The sequence below is a fragment of the Desulfocucumis palustris genome, from assembly GCF_002933875.1.
In the GTDB taxonomy this organism is placed as follows: Bacteria; Bacillota; Desulfotomaculia; order Desulfotomaculales; family Desulfocucumaceae; genus Desulfocucumis; species Desulfocucumis palustris.
The window spans coordinates 142,973-161,633 of the sequence record NZ_BFAV01000157.1 but is presented as its reverse complement, the minus strand read 5'-3'; the positions used below and the strand labels follow the sequence as shown (position 1 = coordinate 161,633).

19 protein-coding genes and 1 riboswitch are annotated in these 18,661 nt (G+C 52.6%); of the genes, 4 read left to right on the top strand and 15 right to left on the bottom strand.

Annotated elements, in window-relative coordinates; all coding sequences use genetic code 11:
* Positions 1–218: 218 nt before the first annotated feature.
* The 3 genes from fdhF to fdhD form a co-directional block, all read right to left on the bottom strand.
* Complete coding sequence (gene fdhF / locus DCCM_RS15550) at positions 219–2,894, bottom strand: formate dehydrogenase subunit alpha (protein ID WP_104373293.1); 2,676 nt, start codon at positions 2,892–2,894, stop codon at positions 219–221.
* Positions 2,895–3,040: 146 nt separating this feature from the next.
* Positions 3,041–3,162: riboswitch (molybdenum cofactor riboswitch) on the bottom strand.
* Positions 3,163–3,227: 65 nt separating this feature from the next.
* On the bottom strand, positions 3,228–3,731 hold the full coding sequence (gene mobB / locus DCCM_RS15545) for a molybdopterin-guanine dinucleotide biosynthesis protein B (RefSeq protein WP_165792201.1): 504 nt from the start codon (positions 3,729–3,731) through the stop codon (positions 3,228–3,230).
* Positions 3,732–3,743: 12 nt separating this feature from the next.
* Positions 3,744–4,535, bottom strand: a complete 792-nt coding sequence (gene fdhD / locus DCCM_RS15540; RefSeq protein ID WP_231702799.1) for a formate dehydrogenase accessory sulfurtransferase FdhD — start codon at positions 4,533–4,535, stop codon at positions 3,744–3,746.
* A 343-nt stretch (positions 4,536–4,878) separates the two neighbouring features.
* On the opposite strand from fdhD, the gene yedE reads away from it, so the two are divergent.
* Both yedE and DCCM_RS15530 read left to right on the top strand, forming a co-directional pair.
* Complete coding sequence (gene yedE / locus DCCM_RS15535) at positions 4,879–5,967, top strand: YedE family putative selenium transporter (protein ID WP_104373291.1); 1,089 nt, start codon at positions 4,879–4,881, stop codon at positions 5,965–5,967.
* Positions 5,960–6,163, top strand: coding sequence for a sulfurtransferase TusA family protein (locus DCCM_RS15530; protein ID WP_307718825.1), 204 nt, complete (start codon positions 5,960–5,962; stop codon positions 6,161–6,163). The genes yedE and DCCM_RS15530 overlap by 8 nt, the downstream gene beginning before the upstream one ends.
* A gap of 75 nt (positions 6,164–6,238) precedes the next feature.
* Here the strand turns inward: DCCM_RS15530 and DCCM_RS15525 are convergent, their stop codons facing one another.
* From DCCM_RS15525 to DCCM_RS18770, 9 genes are all read right to left on the bottom strand, one after another.
* Positions 6,239–6,442: a TOBE domain-containing protein gene (locus tag DCCM_RS15525; protein WP_104373289.1), complete on the bottom strand. Its 204-nt coding sequence runs from the start codon at positions 6,440–6,442 to the stop codon at positions 6,239–6,241.
* Between the two features lie 78 nt (positions 6,443–6,520).
* Positions 6,521–7,366 (bottom strand): ModD protein, encoded by an 846-nt coding sequence (gene modD, locus DCCM_RS15520; protein ID WP_174705170.1) that lies wholly within the window; start codon positions 7,364–7,366, stop codon positions 6,521–6,523.
* Positions 7,367–7,418: 52 nt separating this feature from the next.
* Positions 7,419–8,519, bottom strand: coding sequence for an ABC transporter ATP-binding protein (locus DCCM_RS15515; RefSeq protein ID WP_104373288.1), 1,101 nt, complete (start codon positions 8,517–8,519; stop codon positions 7,419–7,421).
* Positions 8,516–9,367, bottom strand: coding sequence for an ABC transporter permease (locus tag DCCM_RS15510; protein WP_231702798.1), 852 nt, complete (start codon positions 9,365–9,367; stop codon positions 8,516–8,518). The genes DCCM_RS15515 and DCCM_RS15510 overlap by 4 nt, the downstream gene beginning before the upstream one ends.
* Positions 9,336–10,157, bottom strand: coding sequence for a molybdate ABC transporter substrate-binding protein (gene modA / locus DCCM_RS15505; protein WP_231702797.1), 822 nt, complete (start codon positions 10,155–10,157; stop codon positions 9,336–9,338). Before modA (DCCM_RS15505) ends, DCCM_RS15510 begins: the two co-directional genes overlap by 32 nt.
* 160 nt (positions 10,158–10,317) lie before the next feature.
* Entirely contained in the window at positions 10,318–11,019 is a 702-nt protein-coding gene (locus DCCM_RS15500; RefSeq protein WP_104373286.1) for an ATP-binding cassette domain-containing protein, read from the bottom strand.
* 15 nt (positions 11,020–11,034) lie between these two features.
* Positions 11,035–11,706 (bottom strand): molybdate ABC transporter permease subunit, encoded by a 672-nt coding sequence (modB, locus tag DCCM_RS15495; RefSeq protein ID WP_104373285.1) that lies wholly within the window; start codon positions 11,704–11,706, stop codon positions 11,035–11,037.
* 15 nt (positions 11,707–11,721) lie between these two features.
* A complete protein-coding gene (gene modA / locus DCCM_RS15490; protein WP_104373284.1) occupies positions 11,722–12,513 on the bottom strand; it encodes a molybdate ABC transporter substrate-binding protein in 792 nt (263 codons plus the stop codon).
* Between the two features lie 31 nt (positions 12,514–12,544).
* A complete protein-coding gene (locus DCCM_RS18770) occupies positions 12,545–12,715 on the bottom strand; it encodes a hypothetical protein (protein WP_165792200.1) in 171 nt (56 codons plus the stop codon).
* 373 nt (positions 12,716–13,088) lie between these two features.
* Between DCCM_RS18770 and DCCM_RS15485 the strand changes: the two genes are divergently transcribed.
* A complete protein-coding gene (locus DCCM_RS15485) occupies positions 13,089–13,751 on the top strand; it encodes a nucleotidyltransferase family protein (protein ID WP_104373283.1) in 663 nt (220 codons plus the stop codon).
* A 41-nt stretch (positions 13,752–13,792) separates the two neighbouring features.
* Positions 13,793–14,746, top strand: a complete 954-nt coding sequence (locus tag DCCM_RS15480; protein ID WP_104373406.1) for a substrate-binding domain-containing protein — start codon at positions 13,793–13,795, stop codon at positions 14,744–14,746.
* A 78-nt stretch (positions 14,747–14,824) separates the two neighbouring features.
* On the opposite strand, the gene tsaA is transcribed toward DCCM_RS15480, so the two are convergent.
* From tsaA to DCCM_RS15465, 3 genes are read right to left on the bottom strand one after another with little or no spacing between them, the layout of a single operon-like run.
* Positions 14,825–15,625 (bottom strand): tRNA (N6-threonylcarbamoyladenosine(37)-N6)-methyltransferase TrmO, encoded by an 801-nt coding sequence (gene tsaA, locus DCCM_RS15475; RefSeq protein ID WP_104373405.1) that lies wholly within the window; start codon positions 15,623–15,625, stop codon positions 14,825–14,827.
* Positions 15,626–15,669: 44 nt separating this feature from the next.
* Positions 15,670–17,469: a radical SAM protein gene (locus DCCM_RS15470; protein WP_104373282.1), complete on the bottom strand. Its 1,800-nt coding sequence runs from the start codon at positions 17,467–17,469 to the stop codon at positions 15,670–15,672.
* Positions 17,470–17,509: 40 nt separating this feature from the next.
* Positions 17,510–18,628: an ABC transporter substrate-binding protein gene (locus DCCM_RS15465; protein WP_231702796.1), complete on the bottom strand. Its 1,119-nt coding sequence runs from the start codon at positions 18,626–18,628 to the stop codon at positions 17,510–17,512.
* Positions 18,629–18,661: the final 33 nt, after the last annotated feature.

The window sequence follows — 18,661 nt, the reverse complement described above, 5'->3', positions numbered from 1 at the left end:
GGCTTTAAGGGAAGCCCGGCTTAAATTTAAAAGTATTAATTTTTGACGTATACTTCTATATTCTATCATACACAGCCGGCAGGCCTCCAGAGGGCTGAGATTTTTTTACGGCAAGGCCCCTGGGAATAAGACGCCCGCCAGTATTGCGGCGTCCGGCTGCCGGTTTTTAACCATGCCAACCGCCTTACTGACGGGCGTCTTTTATTTCCGGATGCTTGCTATGCTTTTATCACATTGACGGCGCAGACCTTGTATTCACCGGTTTTGGTGATTGGGTCCAGTGCGTCGCTGGTCAGGGCGTTGGCCGGACTGTCCTTGTAGTGGAAGGACATCCATATAACGCCCGGCGGCACCCGGTCCGTCACTTGAATTTTGGTGGTCAGTTCGCCCCTTCTGGAGTATACCTTCACCCTGTCTCCGTAGTCCACGCCCAGCCGGGCGGCGTCTTCGGGATTCACCTCGGCGTATTCCTCGTTCCATATACTGTTTATGGCTTCGGAATAGGGCGTGGTGACATTGTAATGATAGAGTATCCTGCCGGTGGACAGCAGGAAAGGATATTCCTGGTCCGGCAGCTCCGCCGGCGGAATGTGATCTATGGACTGGAACAGTCCCTTGCCCCTGCTGAAGGCCTGGGCATGCAGGTACGGCGTGCCCGGGTGGTCGCAGGTGGGGCAGGGCCACTGAATTCCTTTTTCCTCCAGCCTGGTGTAGTTAATGCCTCCATAAGACGGTGCAAGGGAAGCCATTTCCGCAAATATTTCTTCGGGTCCGCGATAGTTCATGGGATAGCCCATTTTGTTGCTCAGGCTGATAATGGCCTGCCAGTTGGTCATTCCCGGCAGGGGGGCAATGGCCTGGCGAACACGCTGAACCCTGCGCTCCGTATTGGTAAAGGTCCCGTCGGTTTCCGCAAAGCTGGCGGCCGGCAGTATTACATCCGCATATTCGGCGGTTTCGGTCAGGAACAGTTCCTGTACCACCAAAAATTCCAGATTTTCCAGCCCGGCCCGGATATGATTGCTGTTGGGGTCCGTAAGCACCGGATTTTCGCCCAGTATATACATGGACTTGACTTCTCCGGAATGAGCCTTATCAAACATTTCAGGGATCATCAGGCCCATATCTCCTGAAAGACTGGCTCCCCAGGCCTTTTCAAATTTTTCCCTTGCAGCCGGGTCTATTACCCTCTGGTAGCCGGGGTATACGTTGGGAAGCGCCCCCATGTCGCAGGCGCCCTGCACGTTGTTCTGGCCCCGGATGGGGTTTACCCCGGTGCCGGGCCGTCCCAGGTGGCCGGTTAACATGGCCAGGTTGGCCACGCTCATTACGTTGTTTGTCCCGCAGACATGCTCCGTAATACCCAGGGTATAGAAAAGCATTGCCTTGTCGGTGGTGGCGTAAAGCCTGGCCACCGCGTATAAGTCTTCCTCCGGTATTCCGGTAAGCCGGGATACGTAATCCGGAGTGTATTTTCCCACCGTTTCCTTCAGGGCTTCGTAATTTTCGGTTCTTTCCCTGACGAAAGCCTCGTTATGAAGATTTTCCTTGATAATTATGTGCATCAGCCCGTTGAGAAGAGGGATGTCCGTGCCTGGTTGCAGCCGCAGCCAGTAGTCGGCCTCCTCCGCCAGTTCTATGCGCCTGGGGTCGGCTACAATGAGCTTCGCCCCCCGGCGCGCCGCCTGGCGCATTTTATACCCGATGACGGGGTGGGCCTCGGTGGTGTTGGTGCCCACCAGAAACATCAATTCAGTCTGATCTATCTCGCCAATGGAATTGGTCATTGCGCCGCTGCCGAAAGAAGTGGCCAGACCGGCCACCGTCGGAGCGTGTCAGGTACGGGCACAGTGGTCTACACTATTTGTGCCCATCACCACCCTTGTAAATTTTTGCAACAGATAGTTCTCCTCGTTGGTGCACCTGGCCGAGCTCAGCGCCGCAAAGGAATCGGGACCGTATTTTTCCTTAACTTCCCGCAGTCCGACCGCTATCCTGTCCAATGCCTCGTCCCAGGTTGCGGGGACGAATTGCCCGTCCTTTTTAATAAGGGGGGTGGTAAGCCGCCGTTTGCTGTAAATAAAGTCCCAGCCAAAACGGCCCTTGATACATAGTGAACGCCCGTTAACCACATTGTCCGGCCCGGTGGTGACGGCCATTACCTTGCCGTCTTTGACATTCAGGTCGAAATTGCAGCCGGTTCCGCAAAACGGGCAGGTGGTTCTAATCTTTTTAAATTCGTAGTGCCGGGCCACGCCCTGAATGCGCTTTTCAGTCAGCGCCCCGGTGGGGCAGGCGGAAACGCAGTTGCCGCAGAAAACGCAGTCCGACTCTATGAAGGGAACGTCGTAGAAGGTGGTTACCTTGCTGTTAAACCCCCTGTAAGCGTAGTCCAGGTTGTTTTTACCGGTGATTTCAGCGCAGGCCCGCACACATTTGCCGCAAAGAATGCATTTGTTCATGTCCCGCACTATAAAGGGATTGCTGTCCTCCACCGGGTAATGGTGCCTGTCCCCCTGGAAGGTGCTCTGCTTTACCCCGTATTCGTAGCAGTAGTTGGCAAGTTTGCAATTGCCCATTTTCTCGCAGGTGAGGCAATCCTGGGGGTGATTGGCCAGCAGCAGCTCCAGTATGGTCCGTCTGGCCTCCATAACCGCCGGGGAATGGGTATGCACCACCATTCCGGAGGATACCGCGGTTACGCAGGAAGCGGGAAGGTTGCGCATGCCCTGGATTTCCACCACGCAGAGCCTACAGGCCCCCAGGGGGCTTAAGTCCTTTTCGTAGCAGAGCCTGGGTATGTGGATGCCTGCCATTTCGGCGGCATTCAGGACGGTGGTGCCCGCCGGCACTTCAACCTCCAACCCGTTAATGGTCAGCTTAACGGTGTCCAACTCATCACATCCTTTATTAAATAGATAATTGATTACCTTGGAGTATGTTTGTCCAAACAAAAAACCTCCGGCCGGGCTGGAGGTTTATAAGGCAATTAACAGCCAGGTGGACGGCGGCACCCGAAAAAGATGCCAATAACCATCACTGACAGTAGTTTAAAGCTCCTTTCCAACCACGGGAGGCAAACCCGTTTCCAGATTTACCCTAACAGCCTGATGCCCTGGCTAAAAGCGCTTTAGGCAAAAAGGCTCGGAGCGGCATATTAATTTGTCAGTAAATAAATACAATTCGGCTGGCTTAATTTTAAGGCTTTCCATGATAAAGTGTCAAGCTTAATTGTTTTTCCGGGCTGGTCGGATGAAATTTAAAACAATAAAATCAGCCAGCTCGCTAATTTGTTCAAAGCCGAACCGGGGCAGGCCGTCTTCCAGGGGGGCGTCCGTTACCAGGGCGATTACGTTGGAATCCGGGGGAAGCCTCCGGGTGGAATGATTATTCCTGTATAATTCTATTTTGGGGCCCGGCTCGGATTTGAAGCCTTCCACCAAAATTATGTCGACATCCCGTATTTCCCGGAGCAGCTCCTGTAAAGCCGGCGGCCGGCGGCAGCCGTGGTGCACCGTGTAGGAATCCGGGCCCGCCAGTATCATTTGGTCCGCTCCGGCCCGAAACACGCGCCAGGAATCCTTTCCCAGCGGATCCACGCTATAGCCGTGGGCGGCATGTTTTATGGCGGCCACACTATAGCCGCGGTTCTTTAAAGCCTTGACCAGTCTTTCCACCACGGTGGTTTTGCCGGAATTAGAGTAGCCTGCGATAAAAACGAAGGGAATCAATATGCGACCTCCCTATCCCGTTATTCTCTCATTATGGCTGTATATGCTAAAGCTCCGGCCCCGGGCGAAGCCCACCAGGGTTATACCCAGCTCATCCGCCAGCTCCACCGCCAGCATGGTGGGCGCGGAGCGGGACAGCACCAGGGGTATGCCCAGGCGCGCGGCTTTAATTAGTATTTCCGAGGAAACCCGTCCTGTTAACAGCAGGCATTTATCACCGGTGACCAGACGGTTTAAAAGGGTGTAGCCCAGCACCTTGTCCACCGCGTTGTGCCTGCCTATGTCTTCATACATAACAGTTATATCCCCGCCGCTGCCCAGGCCGGCGCTGTGCACGCCGCCGGTGACGCGAAAGGTGGCGGAGCTTTCATCCAGGGCGGACATCAGCTTTGCCATGGCGGAGGCGGCAAACAGGGCTTCCGATTTCACCGGCTGTATTTGCCGGGCATCGTTTACAAAATACAGAAGCGCCCGGCCCTTGCCGCAGCAACTGGCAATCTGGCGGCGCAAAAAGTTTTCCGCCTGGGGGACCGGGGAGTGGGTCTGTATCCACAGTAATCCCTCGTCTTCCCGGCAGGATATTTCCCTGATCTCGGAGCAGCTTGTAATCAAGCCTTCGGTGGCCAGAAAGCCGACAGCCAGCTCCCGGTAATTTCCCGGCGAACAGACCAGGGTGGCCAGCTCCGCATCGTTAAGGTATAGGGTTAGCGGCACTTCATTTACGATCATGGCGTTTGTTTCCCGCATTTCGCCCCGGTCGTACTTGATTATGCCGCGCTGGGTGTATGTGGAAGGCGTCGCCACGGTGCAATGCTCCTTTCCTGTTCCGGCGCCTGCACTATTTTGCCGGCCGGCGGGTATTAATTCATGTCCGGGTTTTTGTTAATTTTACGACAGCCCGGGGTATTTGACAATTATAAGCGTTTACCTTAAACACAAAACATTGGGATGGTCCCAAAGTTATGGCGGCGGAGTGCCGAACAAAGAGCCGGATGCGTGAGCGCAGGCGGTTTCTTTAATTTATAAGTAAATTTTATAATGAACATAGTTAAAATAAAAATTACTAATGGTTACCATAAAGTATTTAAATGTGTGCAATGTTAGTTTAATATATTTATGTGAAGAGAAAGGAATGGAGGAGGTTTAAATGAACGGCAAAAAATTTCTTGTCGTGGCGACCGGGGGCGTTTTGGGGCTGCTGTCCGTATATCTTGTCAAAATGGGGAACCCGGCCAATATGGGCTACTGCATAGCCTGTTTTCTCAGGGATATAGGCGGCGGGTTGGGGTTTCACAGGGCGGAGACCGTTTTGTACATGCGCCCGGAGATATTTGGACTCATCACCGGCGCCTTTTTGGCGGCGCTGGTGACCAAAGAGCACAAAGCCGTGGGCGGTTCCAGCCCTTTATTGCGGTTTTTTCTGGCTTTTGCGGGCATGGTGGGCATGCTGGTATTCCTGGGCTGTCCTGTTCGGGCCGTGCTTAGACTGGCGGGAGGGGACCTTAACGCGGGGGTCGGTATACTGGGCCTGATTGCAGGTGTTTTTATCGGCATTCAATTTTTAAACAGGGGCTTTTCCCTGGGCAGGGCAACCGCTCAGAGCAGCGTTAACGGGTATATTTTTCCCTTAACGGCAATTATACTTCTACTTATTGTATTATCCGGCGCCGTTGTCTTTTTTGCCAGCAAAACCGGCCCCGGCTCGATGCATGCCCCGGTACTTGTATCCGCCGCGGCGGGACTTGCGGTGGGGGTGCTTGCCCAGCGGTCCCGCTTTTGCATGATCGGGGGGTTAAGGGATTTTATTCTTTTTAAAGATACCCACCTTTTATGGGGCTTCTTCGCTCTGTTAATATTTGCCCTGGCGGGTAATCTGGCGGTGGGCGCCTTTAAAATTGGTTTTGCCGGCCAGCCCATAGCACACTCCGACGGGCTCTGGAATTTTATGGGTATGCTGTTGGCCGGTGTTTCCGTATGTTTGCTGGGAGGTTGTCCCTTAAGGCAGATAATTGCCGCCAGTGAAGGAAACACTGACTGCGCCGTTACAATCATCGGATTTATCGCCGGTGCCGCCTTTGCCCATAATTTCGGCCTGGCGGCCAGTCCCAAGGGAGTGCCCGTGGCAGGCCAGGCAGCCACCGTAATAGGTATTGTTTTGGTGCTGATAATAGGATTTGCCGGAGCTTACCGGACAAGCGCGGCTTCAGGGGGTGTAAAGCTTGGACAAAATGGTTGATGCCCGGGGGCTTTTATGCCCGGAGCCGGTTCTGCTGACCAAAAAGGTGATAGATAACCTGGGGGGCGGAGTGGTCAGGGTAATGGTGGATAATAACGCGGCCAAAGAAAATGTTACCCGCCTGGCGGAAAACAAGGGGTGGGGAGTGGAGGCCGCCCTGGAGGGCGGCGAGTATATTCTCACCCTAAAAAAATAATTTAAGTATAATAATGGGAGGATGCCCCGTCAAACCTGATGGAGAAGCACCCTCCCATTTTTTCGCACGGTGAAATTATTTGGCGATCATTACCGAGCTGGCTTTAACCAGGGCTGTTATTTCATCGCCCGCTTTCAGTCCCAGCCGGTTTACCGAACCGGTGGTTATGGTGGAGCACATTTCCTGACCGCCCACATCCAGCACCAGTTCCGACATTATGGCGTCGGACTTGATGTCCTTGATACGGGCCTTTAGCCTGTTCCGAGTGCTGAGTTCCATGTAATATTCCCCCTTTCCGGAATATTTTGTACCCGGGAGGAAATATTTATACTTTTTAATGCCATAAATATTCTTCTGTTATATTTTATCTATGGTTACGCCGATATCAGCGGGTTTGCCGAAGTAGACCCAGGTGGTTACCACTGCGTCTATTCCTGTTCCGGCATATGCCGCGACATTTTTTTCATTGATGCCCCCGGCTGCCAGGGCTACTATCCGGGGATTTTTTTCTTTAATTGCAGCCACGTATTTTGTCAATTGGTCCGGCGGCACCTTGTCGAACTGTATGCCGTCCACCCCGCTGTCGCAGAGCATTATAGCGTCTTCCAGGTTGTCCACTTCAATGATTATCTTTTTTTCACAGGCCCTGGTTTTAACGGTGTCGATCATTTTTATGAAGTTTGCCGGACCTCCCAGAAAGTTCAAGTGCTGTTTGAATACCAGAACGGTTTCGGACAGCCCCAGCCGGTGGGGGTAACCGCCTCCGGCCACAGCGGCCTTGATGGACAGGTCTTTGGTTCCCGGGAAATTTTTTCTGGTGGTTATTATGGAAACCCCCGGGTTTATACTTTGGGCGGTATCCACCAGCCTTCTGGTTCTGGTGGCTATGCCGGAGCAATATTCAAGAATATTTAAAGACACCTTCCAGGCCATGTGCAGATCCCCGGCCTTTCCCTCCGCCTCGAGGAACACCTGGTTTGGTTTAAGCGCCGTTCCGGAGGGAAGATGTTTAATTGTTGCGATATTCAGCTTGGAAAAAATCCTCAACACTTCTTCCGTGCCTGATAATACCGTGTCTTCCCTGCCGGCAAACCGGATTCTGCCCTGCTGGGAGCCTATTCCCAGCACCAGGGTGGTTAAATCAATGAACGGCGCGTCTTCCTTGATGAAATAATCGATCCTGTGATCAGAAAAGTAAATCATTCTATTTCCTTTCCGGCGGTTTTCTGCCGCCTGTTAATATTGGCGCCCGGTTTTAGTTTTCAGGTATGATATGCAGGTTCTCCGGATTTACCCAGAGGTTTACCCTTTCGCCTGCCGATAATTGAAGTTCCCGCCACCGGGCCAGGGACAGGCTGGCCTGCCAGTTGCCGCTTCCGTGGCAGTAAACGTCCGCGTGGGTCCTGTTCAGGGCGATTCTGCTGACTGAAGCGGTCCAGCTGATGGAATTGGCGGATTCCGGCGGCTGGCGGCCAAGCCGCAGGTTGCCGGCCCGGATGAGCATTTTCCGCTTCTGGGACCCGGGATTGTCAGCAATTGCGGCGCCGCAATCCAAAGGCAGCGGACCGAACAGCAACGGCCCGTTATCCTGGCGGAACCACCTGCGGCCGTTTATGGTGAGTATGGTACCCGCAAGCAGGTTTTCTCCCTGCAGGAATCCGGCAACGTACACCGTGGCCGGGTGAAAGAAAATGTCACAGGGAGCGCCCCTTTGCTCTATCGCCCCATTTTTCAGCACGGCCATGCAGGTGCCCAGCTGCATGGCCTCGGTAAAGTCATGGGTTACATGAATTATGCCCAGCCCTTCCCTTAAGTGTATTTGCCGCAGCAGTTCCTGCATGGCGCCCCGGGTCCGGGGGTCCAGGGCGGATAGCGGTTCGTCCAGCAGCAGCAGGGGAGGTCGTTTCACAATAGCCCTGGCCAGTGACACCCGCTGCCTTTCGCCGCCGCTTAAACCCGCCGGATATCTGTCCAGCAGGCCGGATATGTTCATGGCCTCAACCAGCTGCTCCAGGTGCCTGCGAATTTGGGGGTCGCCGGCCTTGCCCCGGCCCCGGGAGCCGAACAATATGTTTTCCTTCACTGTCAGGAAAGGATATAGCAGGCTGTCCTGGTAAGCCAGCCCGATGCTTCTCTGCTCCGGGGGCAGCCTGGTTATATCCCTGCCCTGCAAAATTATGGCGCCCCCGGCAGGCATATAAAGGCCGGCAATGGTTTCCAGCAGCAATGTTTTGCCGCAGCCGGTGGGGCCAAGCACCATGAAGTAATCGGACCGCGCCATGGAGATATTAATATTTTTCAGAGCAAATTTACCGGCGTTTAAATGAAGTCCGCTAATTTCCAGCAATGTGTTCATGCCCGCGCCTCAAGTCTGGATATGGTTTTAAAAACGGCCAGCAAAAACATGGCCAGGAACAGCATTATAATTGATGTGGCCATGGCAAAATTCATATCGCCGATGGACATGTTTAAAAAAACAGCCACCGCCAGTGTTTCCGTTTTCATTCTGATGATTCCGGCCAGCATGGCCGTGGCGCCGAATTCACCCAGGGTTCTGGCCCAGGCCATGGTAAGGCCTCCCAAAAGTCCCTTTTTGGCCATGGGCACGGTGACTTTGAAGAACACTTCGGACGGGGTGTAACCCAGGGTCCGGGCGATTTTTTCCAGCCGCGGATCGATTGAATCAAAGGCCTGTTTGAAGGTTCTGACCGCAAAGGGAGTGGCGATAAACCACTGGGCCACTATAACCCCCCGGATGCTGAAAACTATGTCCAGCCCCAGCCTGGTCAGGGCGTCGCCCAGCACGGGGCCGAACAGTATTAACAGGGCCACCCCGCTTACCAGGGGCGGCAGCACTATGGGTATGTCAATTAAGGTATCCACCAGTATTTTCCCCGGGAAATTGTGCCTGGACAATATAAATCCGCAGGGAACCGCCACCATGCCCGCAAGCATGGTGGACAGCAACGTGGTCCAGAGGGTGAAGGTCATTGCGTAATGGAATTCCGGCTGCTGTAACACCTTCAGGAAAGCGCTCCATTCGCCGTATAGAAAGAGGCCGCCTACCAGGGTCAGCATGAACGCCGTCATCAGTATTAAAACCAGCCAGAACGCTGCCTGGAAGGGGCCGGGACCCTTGAGGGACATTTTCATGGCATTAAAGAATACAGCTTTATGATCCTGTTTTAAAGCCGTGTTTTGCAAAAATGGCTGGTCCTTCCTGCTTCATGAATTCAAGAAAATCCTTGGCCTGCTCCTGTTGGGTGGAGAAGGTGAGCAGGGCGCAGGGGATTTCCTCGGGCATGTTTACCCCGGGGTCTATTTCAATAACGTCCAGCTTGTCCCGGTTTTTATACATGCTGATTTCCGTGATGCCGGCGTTTCCCTGGCCCAGCATGAGCATTTCGGCAACCTTCATCGGTGTTTCGGCGTAGGTTAAAATATTTTTTTCCACCTGCGCGGTTATCCCCAGCTTGTCGAATATCTTAAAGGCCGTTTTACCCATGGCGGTGGCCTCTTTATCGGGCATGATAATCTTTACCCCCGGTTTGGCCAGGTCTTCAATTTTAGTGATATGGGCCGGGTTGCCCTTGGGGGTTATAATTGCCGGGGTGTGGTAGGCTATGGGGCCGGCCATTTCTCCCAGGTAGCCGGCTTCTTTGGCCTTTTGTATGTAGGGCATGCTTCCGGGCATGAAAATGTCGCCTTTTTTGGCGGTTTCCATCTGGTTCAGCAGGGCGCCGGAATTATTGAAGGAGGTTTCCAGTTTGACCCCTGTTTTCTGTTCGTATAGGGCGGCGATTTCACTGAAGGGCTCCTTCAGGCCGGCCCCCACATAGGCAAACATAGGGGCTTTTTCAGCTGTGGCGGAGTCCTGCTGGTTTTCCGGGGCTTTTTGTTCCGCCGGAGTAGTATTTGCGCATCCCACCAACAGCAGCAAGGTCAGGGACAATACTAAAAATAGCTTGATATTTTTAATTGGCTGATTAAACAAAATACCCATCTCCTTATAATTCACCCTGGCGGTTGCCGGGGTGAATGAAATTTATGGCGAACAAGTTTCTGCGGCAAAGTCTGAAAGTTTTTAAGACCTGCATATGTTCAAAAAAATGGCTCAAAAAATAAGCCGGCTGCGGCGCCGGCAGCCGGCTTATTCAAGGCATGCTTTGGGTAAGCCCGGAAGCCGCTTCGGATATGGTTTGCAGGGGTGTATCGGAACTGCGGCCTTTTTCCAGGGATATTATTTTGTCCCCCAGAAATCCGGCGTCCTCCTCGTCGTGGGTGACCAGCACAAAGGGTATTTTCCATTTACGGTGCAGTTTTTTTATTTCCTGGCGTAAATTTTCCTTTATATTTCTGTCCAGGGCGCTGAAGGGCTCATCCAGCAGCAGCAATTGCGGCTGGACCGCCAGTGCCCTGGCTAGGGCCACCCGCTGCTTTTCACCCCCCGAGAGCTGTGTGGGATAACGGTCGATCAGGTGGCTCACCCCGAAGGGTTCCAGCAGCTCCAAAGGGTTCTTCCCGGGCAGGTCGTGGTCCTTTTTCCTTTTGCATTTCACCCCGTACAATACGTTTTGCCGCACCGTGAGATGCGGGAACAGGGCGTAGTCCTGGAACAGGTAGCCCACGTTCCTGAAGCGAGTGTTTACATTGATTCTTTCCTCCGAAGAGTAGAGAACCGTGTCGCCCAGTTTGATCAGCCCCCCGCCGGGACTGGACAGCCCGGCCAGACAATGCAGAATAGTGGTCTTGCCGGCCCCGGAAGGGCCCCATAGAACCAATATTTCAGTGCCCAGGTTAATCCTTATGTCCAGGGTAAAATGCCATAATTTTTTTGTGAAGCGCGCTTCCAGCATAATATCACCGGCTGTTTAATGATTTTGACGCTTGGCCCACCTGTTAACCCAGAAAATCACCAGGAAGCTGAATACGGTGATGATGGCCACCAGGGTCCTGGCGGTAACGTTGTCCCCGGCGTTTACCGCGAAATAAATGGCCATGGGAACGGTCTGGGTCTGTCCGGGTATATTCCCGGCCACCATCAGTGTGGCTCCGAATTCACCCAACCCCCTGGCAAAGGACAGCACCAGCCCGGCAATGATGCCCGGCCAGGCCAGGGGCAGGGTAATGGTGAAAAAAATTTTAATCTCTCCCGCACCGAGAGTTCTGGCGGCTTTTTCATAATTAATGTCCACGCTTTTAAAAGCCGCCTTGGCGCTTTGATACATCAGAGGGAAGGCCACCACGGTGGAGGCCAGCACAGCCGCCCACCAGGTGAATATTAAAGTTAGTCCCAATTCCGTTAAGGTTTTGCCCAGTATGCTGTTTTTGCCGATGAGCATCAGCAGCCCGTAACCAATTACCGAAGGAGGTAGCACCAGGGGCAGGGTGATGGCGGCCTCCAGCAGGTCCTTGCCGTGGAATTCCCTGCGGGCCATGAGCCTTGCCACCGGCAGGCCGAAACAGGTTACTGCCGCCAGGGCAATAAACGCCACCCTGAGGGAAAGAAATACCGGGAACCAGTCATTTATTTGAAAATACATGGTCGCGGGATTTCGCTATTTCTTTGTTATAAAACCGTATTTTTCAAATACCGCCCCGGCTGTGTCGCTTTGCAGGAAGGCGGCAAAGTCCCCGATTTCCTTCTGGTGCTTGGTGCTTTTGATAAGGGCCATGGGATATTCAATGGGTTTGTGCGAATCCGCCGGGGCGGCGGCAACTATTTTTATGTTTTTCCCGGCAATGGCGTCGGAGCGGTATACCAGTCCGGCATCGGTATTGCCTGTTTCCACATAGGTGAGCACTTGGCGCACGTCACTGGCCGGAACCAGTTTGGACTGTAGTTTATCCCAGAGCTGCAGGCTGGTCAGGGCTTCTTTGGCGTAGCTTCCGGCAGGCACGGTTTCCGGTGTGCCGATGCCGATTTTTTTCACATCGGCTCCGGTTAAGCCGTCAAATCCCGCCAGCTTGCTGTCCTGGCCGGCTATTAGCACCAATTCGTTGCTTAAAAGGTTTACCCTGCTTTCGTCTATAAGCAGTCCCTTATCCGCCAGGGCGTCCATTTGTTTCTTGCCGGCGGAAATAAACATGTCCACCGAGGCGCCTTCCTCAATTTGCTTTTGCAGGGGTCCGGAAGCGGCAAAATTGTATGTAATTTCTACTTCGGAGTGCTGTTTCTGATATGTATCTTTTAACTCGGCCGCCGCGTCCTGCAGGCTGGCGGCGGCGGATATGGTCAGTTTGACCGGTTCCGCCTTGGTCTGGGGCTGTTGCTGTTCCTGGCTGCCGCAGCCGGCCAGGGCAAGAGTGATGAACATCAAAAAACAAAAAAATAGCCGCATTTTTTTCATGACAGGGAGCCTCCCGTTAAAATTGTTTTTGTTACAACAAGGAGTTGATGACGGTGAATTCATAATCATTGGCATCCTTACCGCTGTTTTGTTTAAAACGGTGGAGCATTCTTTCGCACAGCATATTGATTGTAAGGGATAAGGCGATGAGTCCCGGTAATTTTAAAAATATATCCAGCAGCAAGGAATGATACGCATCCAAATTAAGGCCCACCCCCTTTTGTATAAAATGGAACTTAAAAACATCTTTGGGACTCCGTAATAAAAAAACCCGACATTGTTGATATGTAGGGCATCGTTGCCATATTAATAATATGCAAAGTAATCGTTATGTAGAATTATAAAACGTTATGAAAATAAGTATTGGTTGTCCAAGTGCAGTGTTTTGTCTAGTATGATTACCTTTCAGATATCGCCTGGTCGAAAATTAAATACCGGCATGGTTTTAATGGGTAATCTTATCATTTAAACCGGTTATAATAGTGATGAAACAATACATAACATAACTATACGTAAATAATAATGTATGTTAAAATGAATGTCAAGTAATATGAAAAATATTAAAGGGGCACCATGTGATAAAAATTTATGGCAGGGAGGAAGTGCCGGTGAATGTAACCGATAATATGGCAGCTATAATTCTTGCGGCGGGTTCTTCCTTCCGGATGAAGGAATTCAGGCCCTTGATGAAATTGGGAAATGTTACGGCCATCGAACATGCGGTTCGCTGCTTTTATTACGCGGGGATCAACGACATAAGAATTGTATTGGGATATAATGCGCTTGATGTGATAGAAACCCTAAGGTATTATGTAGTCAGATTTATTTTTAACAGGCGTTTTCACGAGGAAATGTTTTCTTCGGTGCGGGAGGGGATCGCCACCCTGGAGCCGGAAATAAGGGCATTTTTTGTTATGCCGGCGGACAACCCCCTGGTGAGTGTTAAGACAGTATATACAATGCTTGAACGTTTTCATGCCCCGGACCAGCCGGATATTGTATACCCCAGTTTTAACAACAGGCGCGGGCACCCGCCCCTTATCTCAGCCAGACTGAAAATGGATATTTATAATAGCTCCAGCCCCGGGGGATTGCGTGAAGTATTGAGGAATTTTGAATCCGGGGCGGTGGACGTGGCGGTGGATGATGAGGCGGTATTGCTGGATATGAACGTGCCCGATGATTACCATCGTTTGCTGAAGTATTTAAAATATCAGGATGCCGCGGAGTATAAATGATGTTAAAAAAAATAACCGGGTATGGTTTGGGGGCGGATAAGATGGGTGAATTGTCTTTGACACCGGAGGAAGTGGCCGGTATTTTAAAAATAGCCAAAAATACCGTTTACGAGCTGATTAAGCGGGGGGAGCTTCCCGCTTACCGGGTGGGCAGAAAAATCCGAATAGATTTGGAGGACGTGGAGTCTTATAAAAGAAGGGGCAAAAAGGTTGAGGCCGCCTCTGACGAGTACGGCCTTTGCAAGGTGGCGGAAAGGAATTCAGCGGTAAAAAACGCCGCCGGTCAGCCTGCTAAATTGATCATATGCGGCCAGGATGTTTTGCTGGATATCCTTACCCGTCATCTTGAGCGGCATCCCGACGGAACACACGCCTTCCGTCACCACGTGGGAAGTTTTGCCGGGCTGCAGGCCCTTTACCAGGGCAAGGCCCAGATGTCGGCAATTCATTTATGGGACGGGGATTCGGACAAATACAACCTGCCCTACGTGCGCCACATGCTGCCCGGAATACCCACGGTAATTATCCATCTGGCCTGCCGTATGCAAGGGTTTTACGTGGCTGCCGGCAATCCCAAGAAAATAAAGGAGTGGCGGGATCTGGTCCGGCCCGGCGTGCGTTTTATAAACAGGGAAAAAGGCTGCGGCACCCGGGTGCTGCTGGATGAACACCTGCGTTTGCAGGGGATGGACCGGAGAGCGATAAAGGGCTATGGGGTTGAGGAATATTCCCACCTGGGTGTTGCCAGCACCGTGGCCAGGGGGGAGGCCGACGTGGGGCTGGGCAGTGAAAAGGCGTCTCTGCAGGTCAGGGGCATAGAATTTATTCCCCTGCAGAAGGAACGCTATGAGCTGGTGATAAAGCGGGAAGACCTGGACAGGCCTGAATTCAGGGCGGTCATTGATATATTGCAGTCCGAGGAATTTAAAGCCGAGCTCCGGGGATTGGGGGATTATGATTTGACGGAGACAGGCAGGATAGTGTCTGAAGGTTAATTTTTGCCTTAAAAGTAAAAACAAAGCCTTCCCTTAAACCCGCCGGGTTGGGGAAGGCTTTGAAATTTTAAGCCTGTTTTATTCAATGCAATCCGTAAAAATATCGCTGTCCGGCGTGTTCCAGAAATCCACCGGGCTGATCCGGCGCCGGGCTGAAATGCTTAATGTTTTGCTGCCCAGGCTCCAGTCGCTGCGGCCCGGGGAATCAGCCAATTGATGTCTGAACCGCGGCGGGTTGGCCAGCCTGGCCCTGGTCAGCCCCTGCAGGGTATCGGCCAGACACGCGGAGCCGGTTACCGCCACCTGGAGATCCGGCGAATTGATGTGTCCAAGGCTCTCTTCGGCCAGCATGGTCATGCGCACCGCCAGCAGGAGATCCGGACATTCCTCCTGATGGTGGGCGATAGCCCGTTTTAATAATATACCCTTTAGCACCTCGCGCCGGAGGGGCCTCATGTGGGGCGTGCGGGGGGAAAATATAATGTCGTTTTCAAAATACGGCTTGATATCAATAACCGGAGTTCCGTCAATGGCATCCAGTCCGGTTACATGCAATTTGTTTCCTTCCACGCTCTCCAATTGCACCAGGCTGAGACCCACCGGATTGGGGCGGACCGGGGAGCGCAGGCCAAATACTCCGTATTCGGGCAGATTGGGATTAATGCGGCCGGGCACTGTGACCAGGACGTTCCGCCTTGCCTGATGAAACCAGGTCAGTATCCAGAAATGCGAATGTTCTTCTATCCGCAGCAGGGCATTCGCATAATCGGGAAAAACCTCCACCGTGGCGCGGTATCCCAGTATGGGCGCCTGGGTGGGATCCGCATAGGGGGCCTGAACAACCCCCACCGGCTTAATGACTATGTCTTGAAACAGCATTGTTTGCTCCTTTCCTGCCATCTGCCTTGTGGCGCTTGAAATTTTCAACCTTGCGGGGGGCCTGGCCGGCTTAAAGGTCTCCAGGTTGAAAGGGGCTTTCCGAAGGATTTGTTGGTTTTTTCCGGCACATATTCAATACCGTAAAATCTTTGGTAGAATTCTTTGGTTTCCGCCGGCACGTCAAATTGAAAAATTTCCGGATGCAGCACGTTGGCAATGTGCATTAATCCCAGAATCCAGCGGGGACTGCCGAAATCCGACACGGGAACGGGATGCGTGTGTATTCTGCCCTTGCGAACCGCCTCCACATCTATGCCGGTAAAGACGCAGTCCACGGAAAAGTCCTCCACCCGGTTGCTGAAGAAAGAAGAGATAAAGATGAACTCCGGATTTAACCTGTTCAATATTTCCGGGGTAATCTCGAAACCGGGCCTTCCGCTTCTTTCCAGCTGCTTGTTGACACTGGCTCCGCCTGCCAATTCCACCAGATTATTTTCCATCCGGTCACCGTTCAGGCAAAACAGGGGCTTTCCCATTACATAATAAGTCCGGGGGCGGAGTTCTGTTTTTTTAAGACCTTCTTTTATCAGCCGCAGCTTTGCACCGATATAATCCACCAGTTCCAGGGCGCTCTTCTGGCGCCCGGTCAGCTCTCCAAAGGTGCCGATAATCTCCAGATAGGCTTCGGGGCTTTGAATGCCTTTATGCAGCCGGTTCAGGCTGTAATTGCCCAGCACGTGATCCAGAACATCTACAAAATCCCTTTCGGTGTTTACCCCGATGGATATTAATACCGCTTCTATCATTTCCAGCGCCCGGGTAAAGGGATAGCCTCCCTCAAACATTTCTTCCTTGTAGGCTTTGGCGGATATTTCCCCCCGGATGGCAGTCCCGGTTCCGCAGCGGGGGCAATGGCGCCCCGGGGCGGAACCGGGGCTATTCCGTAATTTCGCGCCCATGGGCCCGTAAAATTCCCGCCTGTAAAGCACCAGACCGCATTCCGGGCAGCGGGTGTTTAATAAATGTGTGCCCGGGCTATTGAACAGATACACGTATTTCAGCATCTTTTCCAGCTGGCTGCAAAGAATTTCGGATTCTTTAATGGAGGGCTCGGTGGATATATCCGTATTTTCCAGCGGTATAAACCGCATAATCTGCAGGGGGATATCCGGATTAATAGCCGCCAGCCGTCCGGCCAGTTTTAAAATCTCCGGTTCGTTGCCTGTCTTGTGCACGCAGGAGGCCTCCACATGGACGCCATTGTTAGCAAGAATCTCCACGTTGCGCAATACCGGTTCCACGCTCTTTCCCCCGCACAGGGTATAAGCCCGGCTGGAGAAACCTTTAAATCCCACATTGATGAAATTCAGGAAGGGCATTAATTGGCTTAAGGATACCTCGGTAAAATAGCAGTTGGTGGAGCAGCCCACCAGCAATCCGCGTTCTCTGGCCAGTGCCGCCACTCTAATGAAGGTAGGCAGCGAGGCAAGGGGGTCATTCATTAAAAAGGCAACTCCCCGGCAATTTTGTTTGACCGCCTCCTCTATAATGGTTTCCGGCGCCAACCGGCGGACGGCTTTAAACCCGGGATGAATTCCTTTAACAATCAAATTGGAAACGCAGCCCGGACAGTCAAGGTTGCAGCCCAGGGTGCTGATTTGCAAAAGTTTGCCGGCCGGGTGAAAGTGCAACACCGGCATGGTTTCCACCGAGATTGGGCAGACCGCGATATAGTGATCCGGGAAAAGCTCCAGCATGGTGCCGCCTGTGTTGCGGTACATGCCGCAGGCCCCGCTGGAGCCCTCCTGAACTACGCAGCCCCGCTCACAAATATTACAAATCATAACCGGATCTCCTTTCAGGGGTGGTCTTGCGTAAAAGCTTCTATTTGCCGCCCGGGGGGGTCAGTAATTTATCCGCCTCCTGGTCGGAAAGGTCGTAATGGTAAAACATTGAATAGAATTTTTTAACTTCCGCCGCCAGGTCATATTGATAAACATCCGGGTAGAGCATTTTGCCCAGCCATTTTATTCCGATAATCCGGTTTGAGGAAGGAGGCCGGTCAAACCAGCAAAAGGGGTAATCGTTGATTAAATATATCCGGTTATTTTTTACGGCTTTCAGTTCCCGCCATTTCGGGTCGGAAAGGATGGCGTTGTAAGCGCCCCCCTGTTCTTCGGGCCTGGTGAGAATTACATCGGGATTCCAGGACAGCACCTGCTCCATGGATACGTCGGACATCCCCATTCCCCCGACTCCGCGTTGCGGGGGGATATCGGCAACGTTAATGCCGCCCACCAGATCCAGCACCTGGGTATGCGGCGAGCCCGAGGGATCGGTCTGCAGGCCCTTCGGGCCTTCGGCGTAATACACTCTTACCCTTTTGTCCGCCGGAATTTGCGCGGCTTTTCCAGCAGCCTCGCTCACCGTTTGCCGGCAGTAGGCGGCCAGCTCCGCCGCCCGGGATTTTTCATCCAGCAGTTCCCCCAGTATTTCATAGGCCTTGTCCATTTTGTCCAGATCCGTCTTGATGGTAACCACGGGAATGCCTGTCTGGTTTTGAATTTTGTCGGCCTGGGAGGCGGATGTCTGATCCACGGCTCCCATGGAAAGAATCAAATCCGGGTGAATTTTCAAAATCTCTTCCACGTTGCAGGTGCTTTTGGCGTACCAGCCGCCCAGATTCGGTAAGGACCTGTACTGGGGCAGAATAAAATTGGCATCCCCGGGTTTTAGATCGTAATTCCACCCGATGAGTTTATCGGGGTCCAGGGTGTATACCATAATGGTCCCAACCGGGCTGGTTGAAAATACTTTATTAATCTCCCCGGGAATGGTGCTGGTCCTCCCCGCGTCGTCAACAAAGGCGCGGGTTTTGTCCGGGGAATTGTCCGCCGGGGTTTCTCCCTGTTTATTGGCGCAGCCTGCAAGCCCGGTAACGAAAACAATAACAATCACCAAAAAAAGGCCTGCCAGGGAGGTTGAATTCAATCGTTTAATCACTTTAATCTCTCCATTCCAATTTTCGGTTGGCGG

What these genes read in the sequence shown, in the direction of transcription:
- yedE (WP_104373291.1), top strand. Translation starts at nt 4,879, where the DNA reads ATGAACGGCAAAAAATTTCTTGTCGTGGCGACCGGGGGCGTTTTGGGG.
- DCCM_RS15530 (WP_307718825.1), top strand. Translation starts at nt 5,960, where the DNA reads ATGGTTGATGCCCGGGGGCTTTTATGCCCGGAGCCGGTTCTGCTGACC.
- DCCM_RS15525 (WP_104373289.1), bottom strand. Translation starts at nt 6,442, where the DNA reads ATGGAACTCAGCACTCGGAACAGGCTAAAGGCCCGTATCAAGGACATC.
- modD (WP_174705170.1), bottom strand. Translation starts at nt 7,366, where the DNA reads ATGATTTACTTTTCTGATCACAGGATCGATTATTTCATCAAGGAAGAC.
- DCCM_RS15515 (WP_104373288.1), bottom strand. Translation starts at nt 8,519, where the DNA reads ATGAACACATTGCTGGAAATTAGCGGACTTCATTTAAACGCCGGTAAA.
- DCCM_RS15500 (WP_104373286.1), bottom strand. Translation starts at nt 11,019, where the DNA reads ATGCTGGAAGCGCGCTTCACAAAAAAATTATGGCATTTTACCCTGGAC.
- modB (WP_104373285.1), bottom strand. Translation starts at nt 11,706, where the DNA reads ATGTATTTTCAAATAAATGACTGGTTCCCGGTATTTCTTTCCCTCAGG.
- modA (WP_104373284.1), bottom strand. Translation starts at nt 12,513, where the DNA reads ATGAAAAAAATGCGGCTATTTTTTTGTTTTTTGATGTTCATCACTCTT.
- DCCM_RS15480 (WP_104373406.1), top strand. Translation starts at nt 13,793, where the DNA reads ATGGGTGAATTGTCTTTGACACCGGAGGAAGTGGCCGGTATTTTAAAA.
- tsaA (WP_104373405.1), bottom strand. Translation starts at nt 15,625, where the DNA reads ATGCTGTTTCAAGACATAGTCATTAAGCCGGTGGGGGTTGTTCAGGCC.
- DCCM_RS15470 (WP_104373282.1), bottom strand. Translation starts at nt 17,469, where the DNA reads ATGATTTGTAATATTTGTGAGCGGGGCTGCGTAGTTCAGGAGGGCTCC.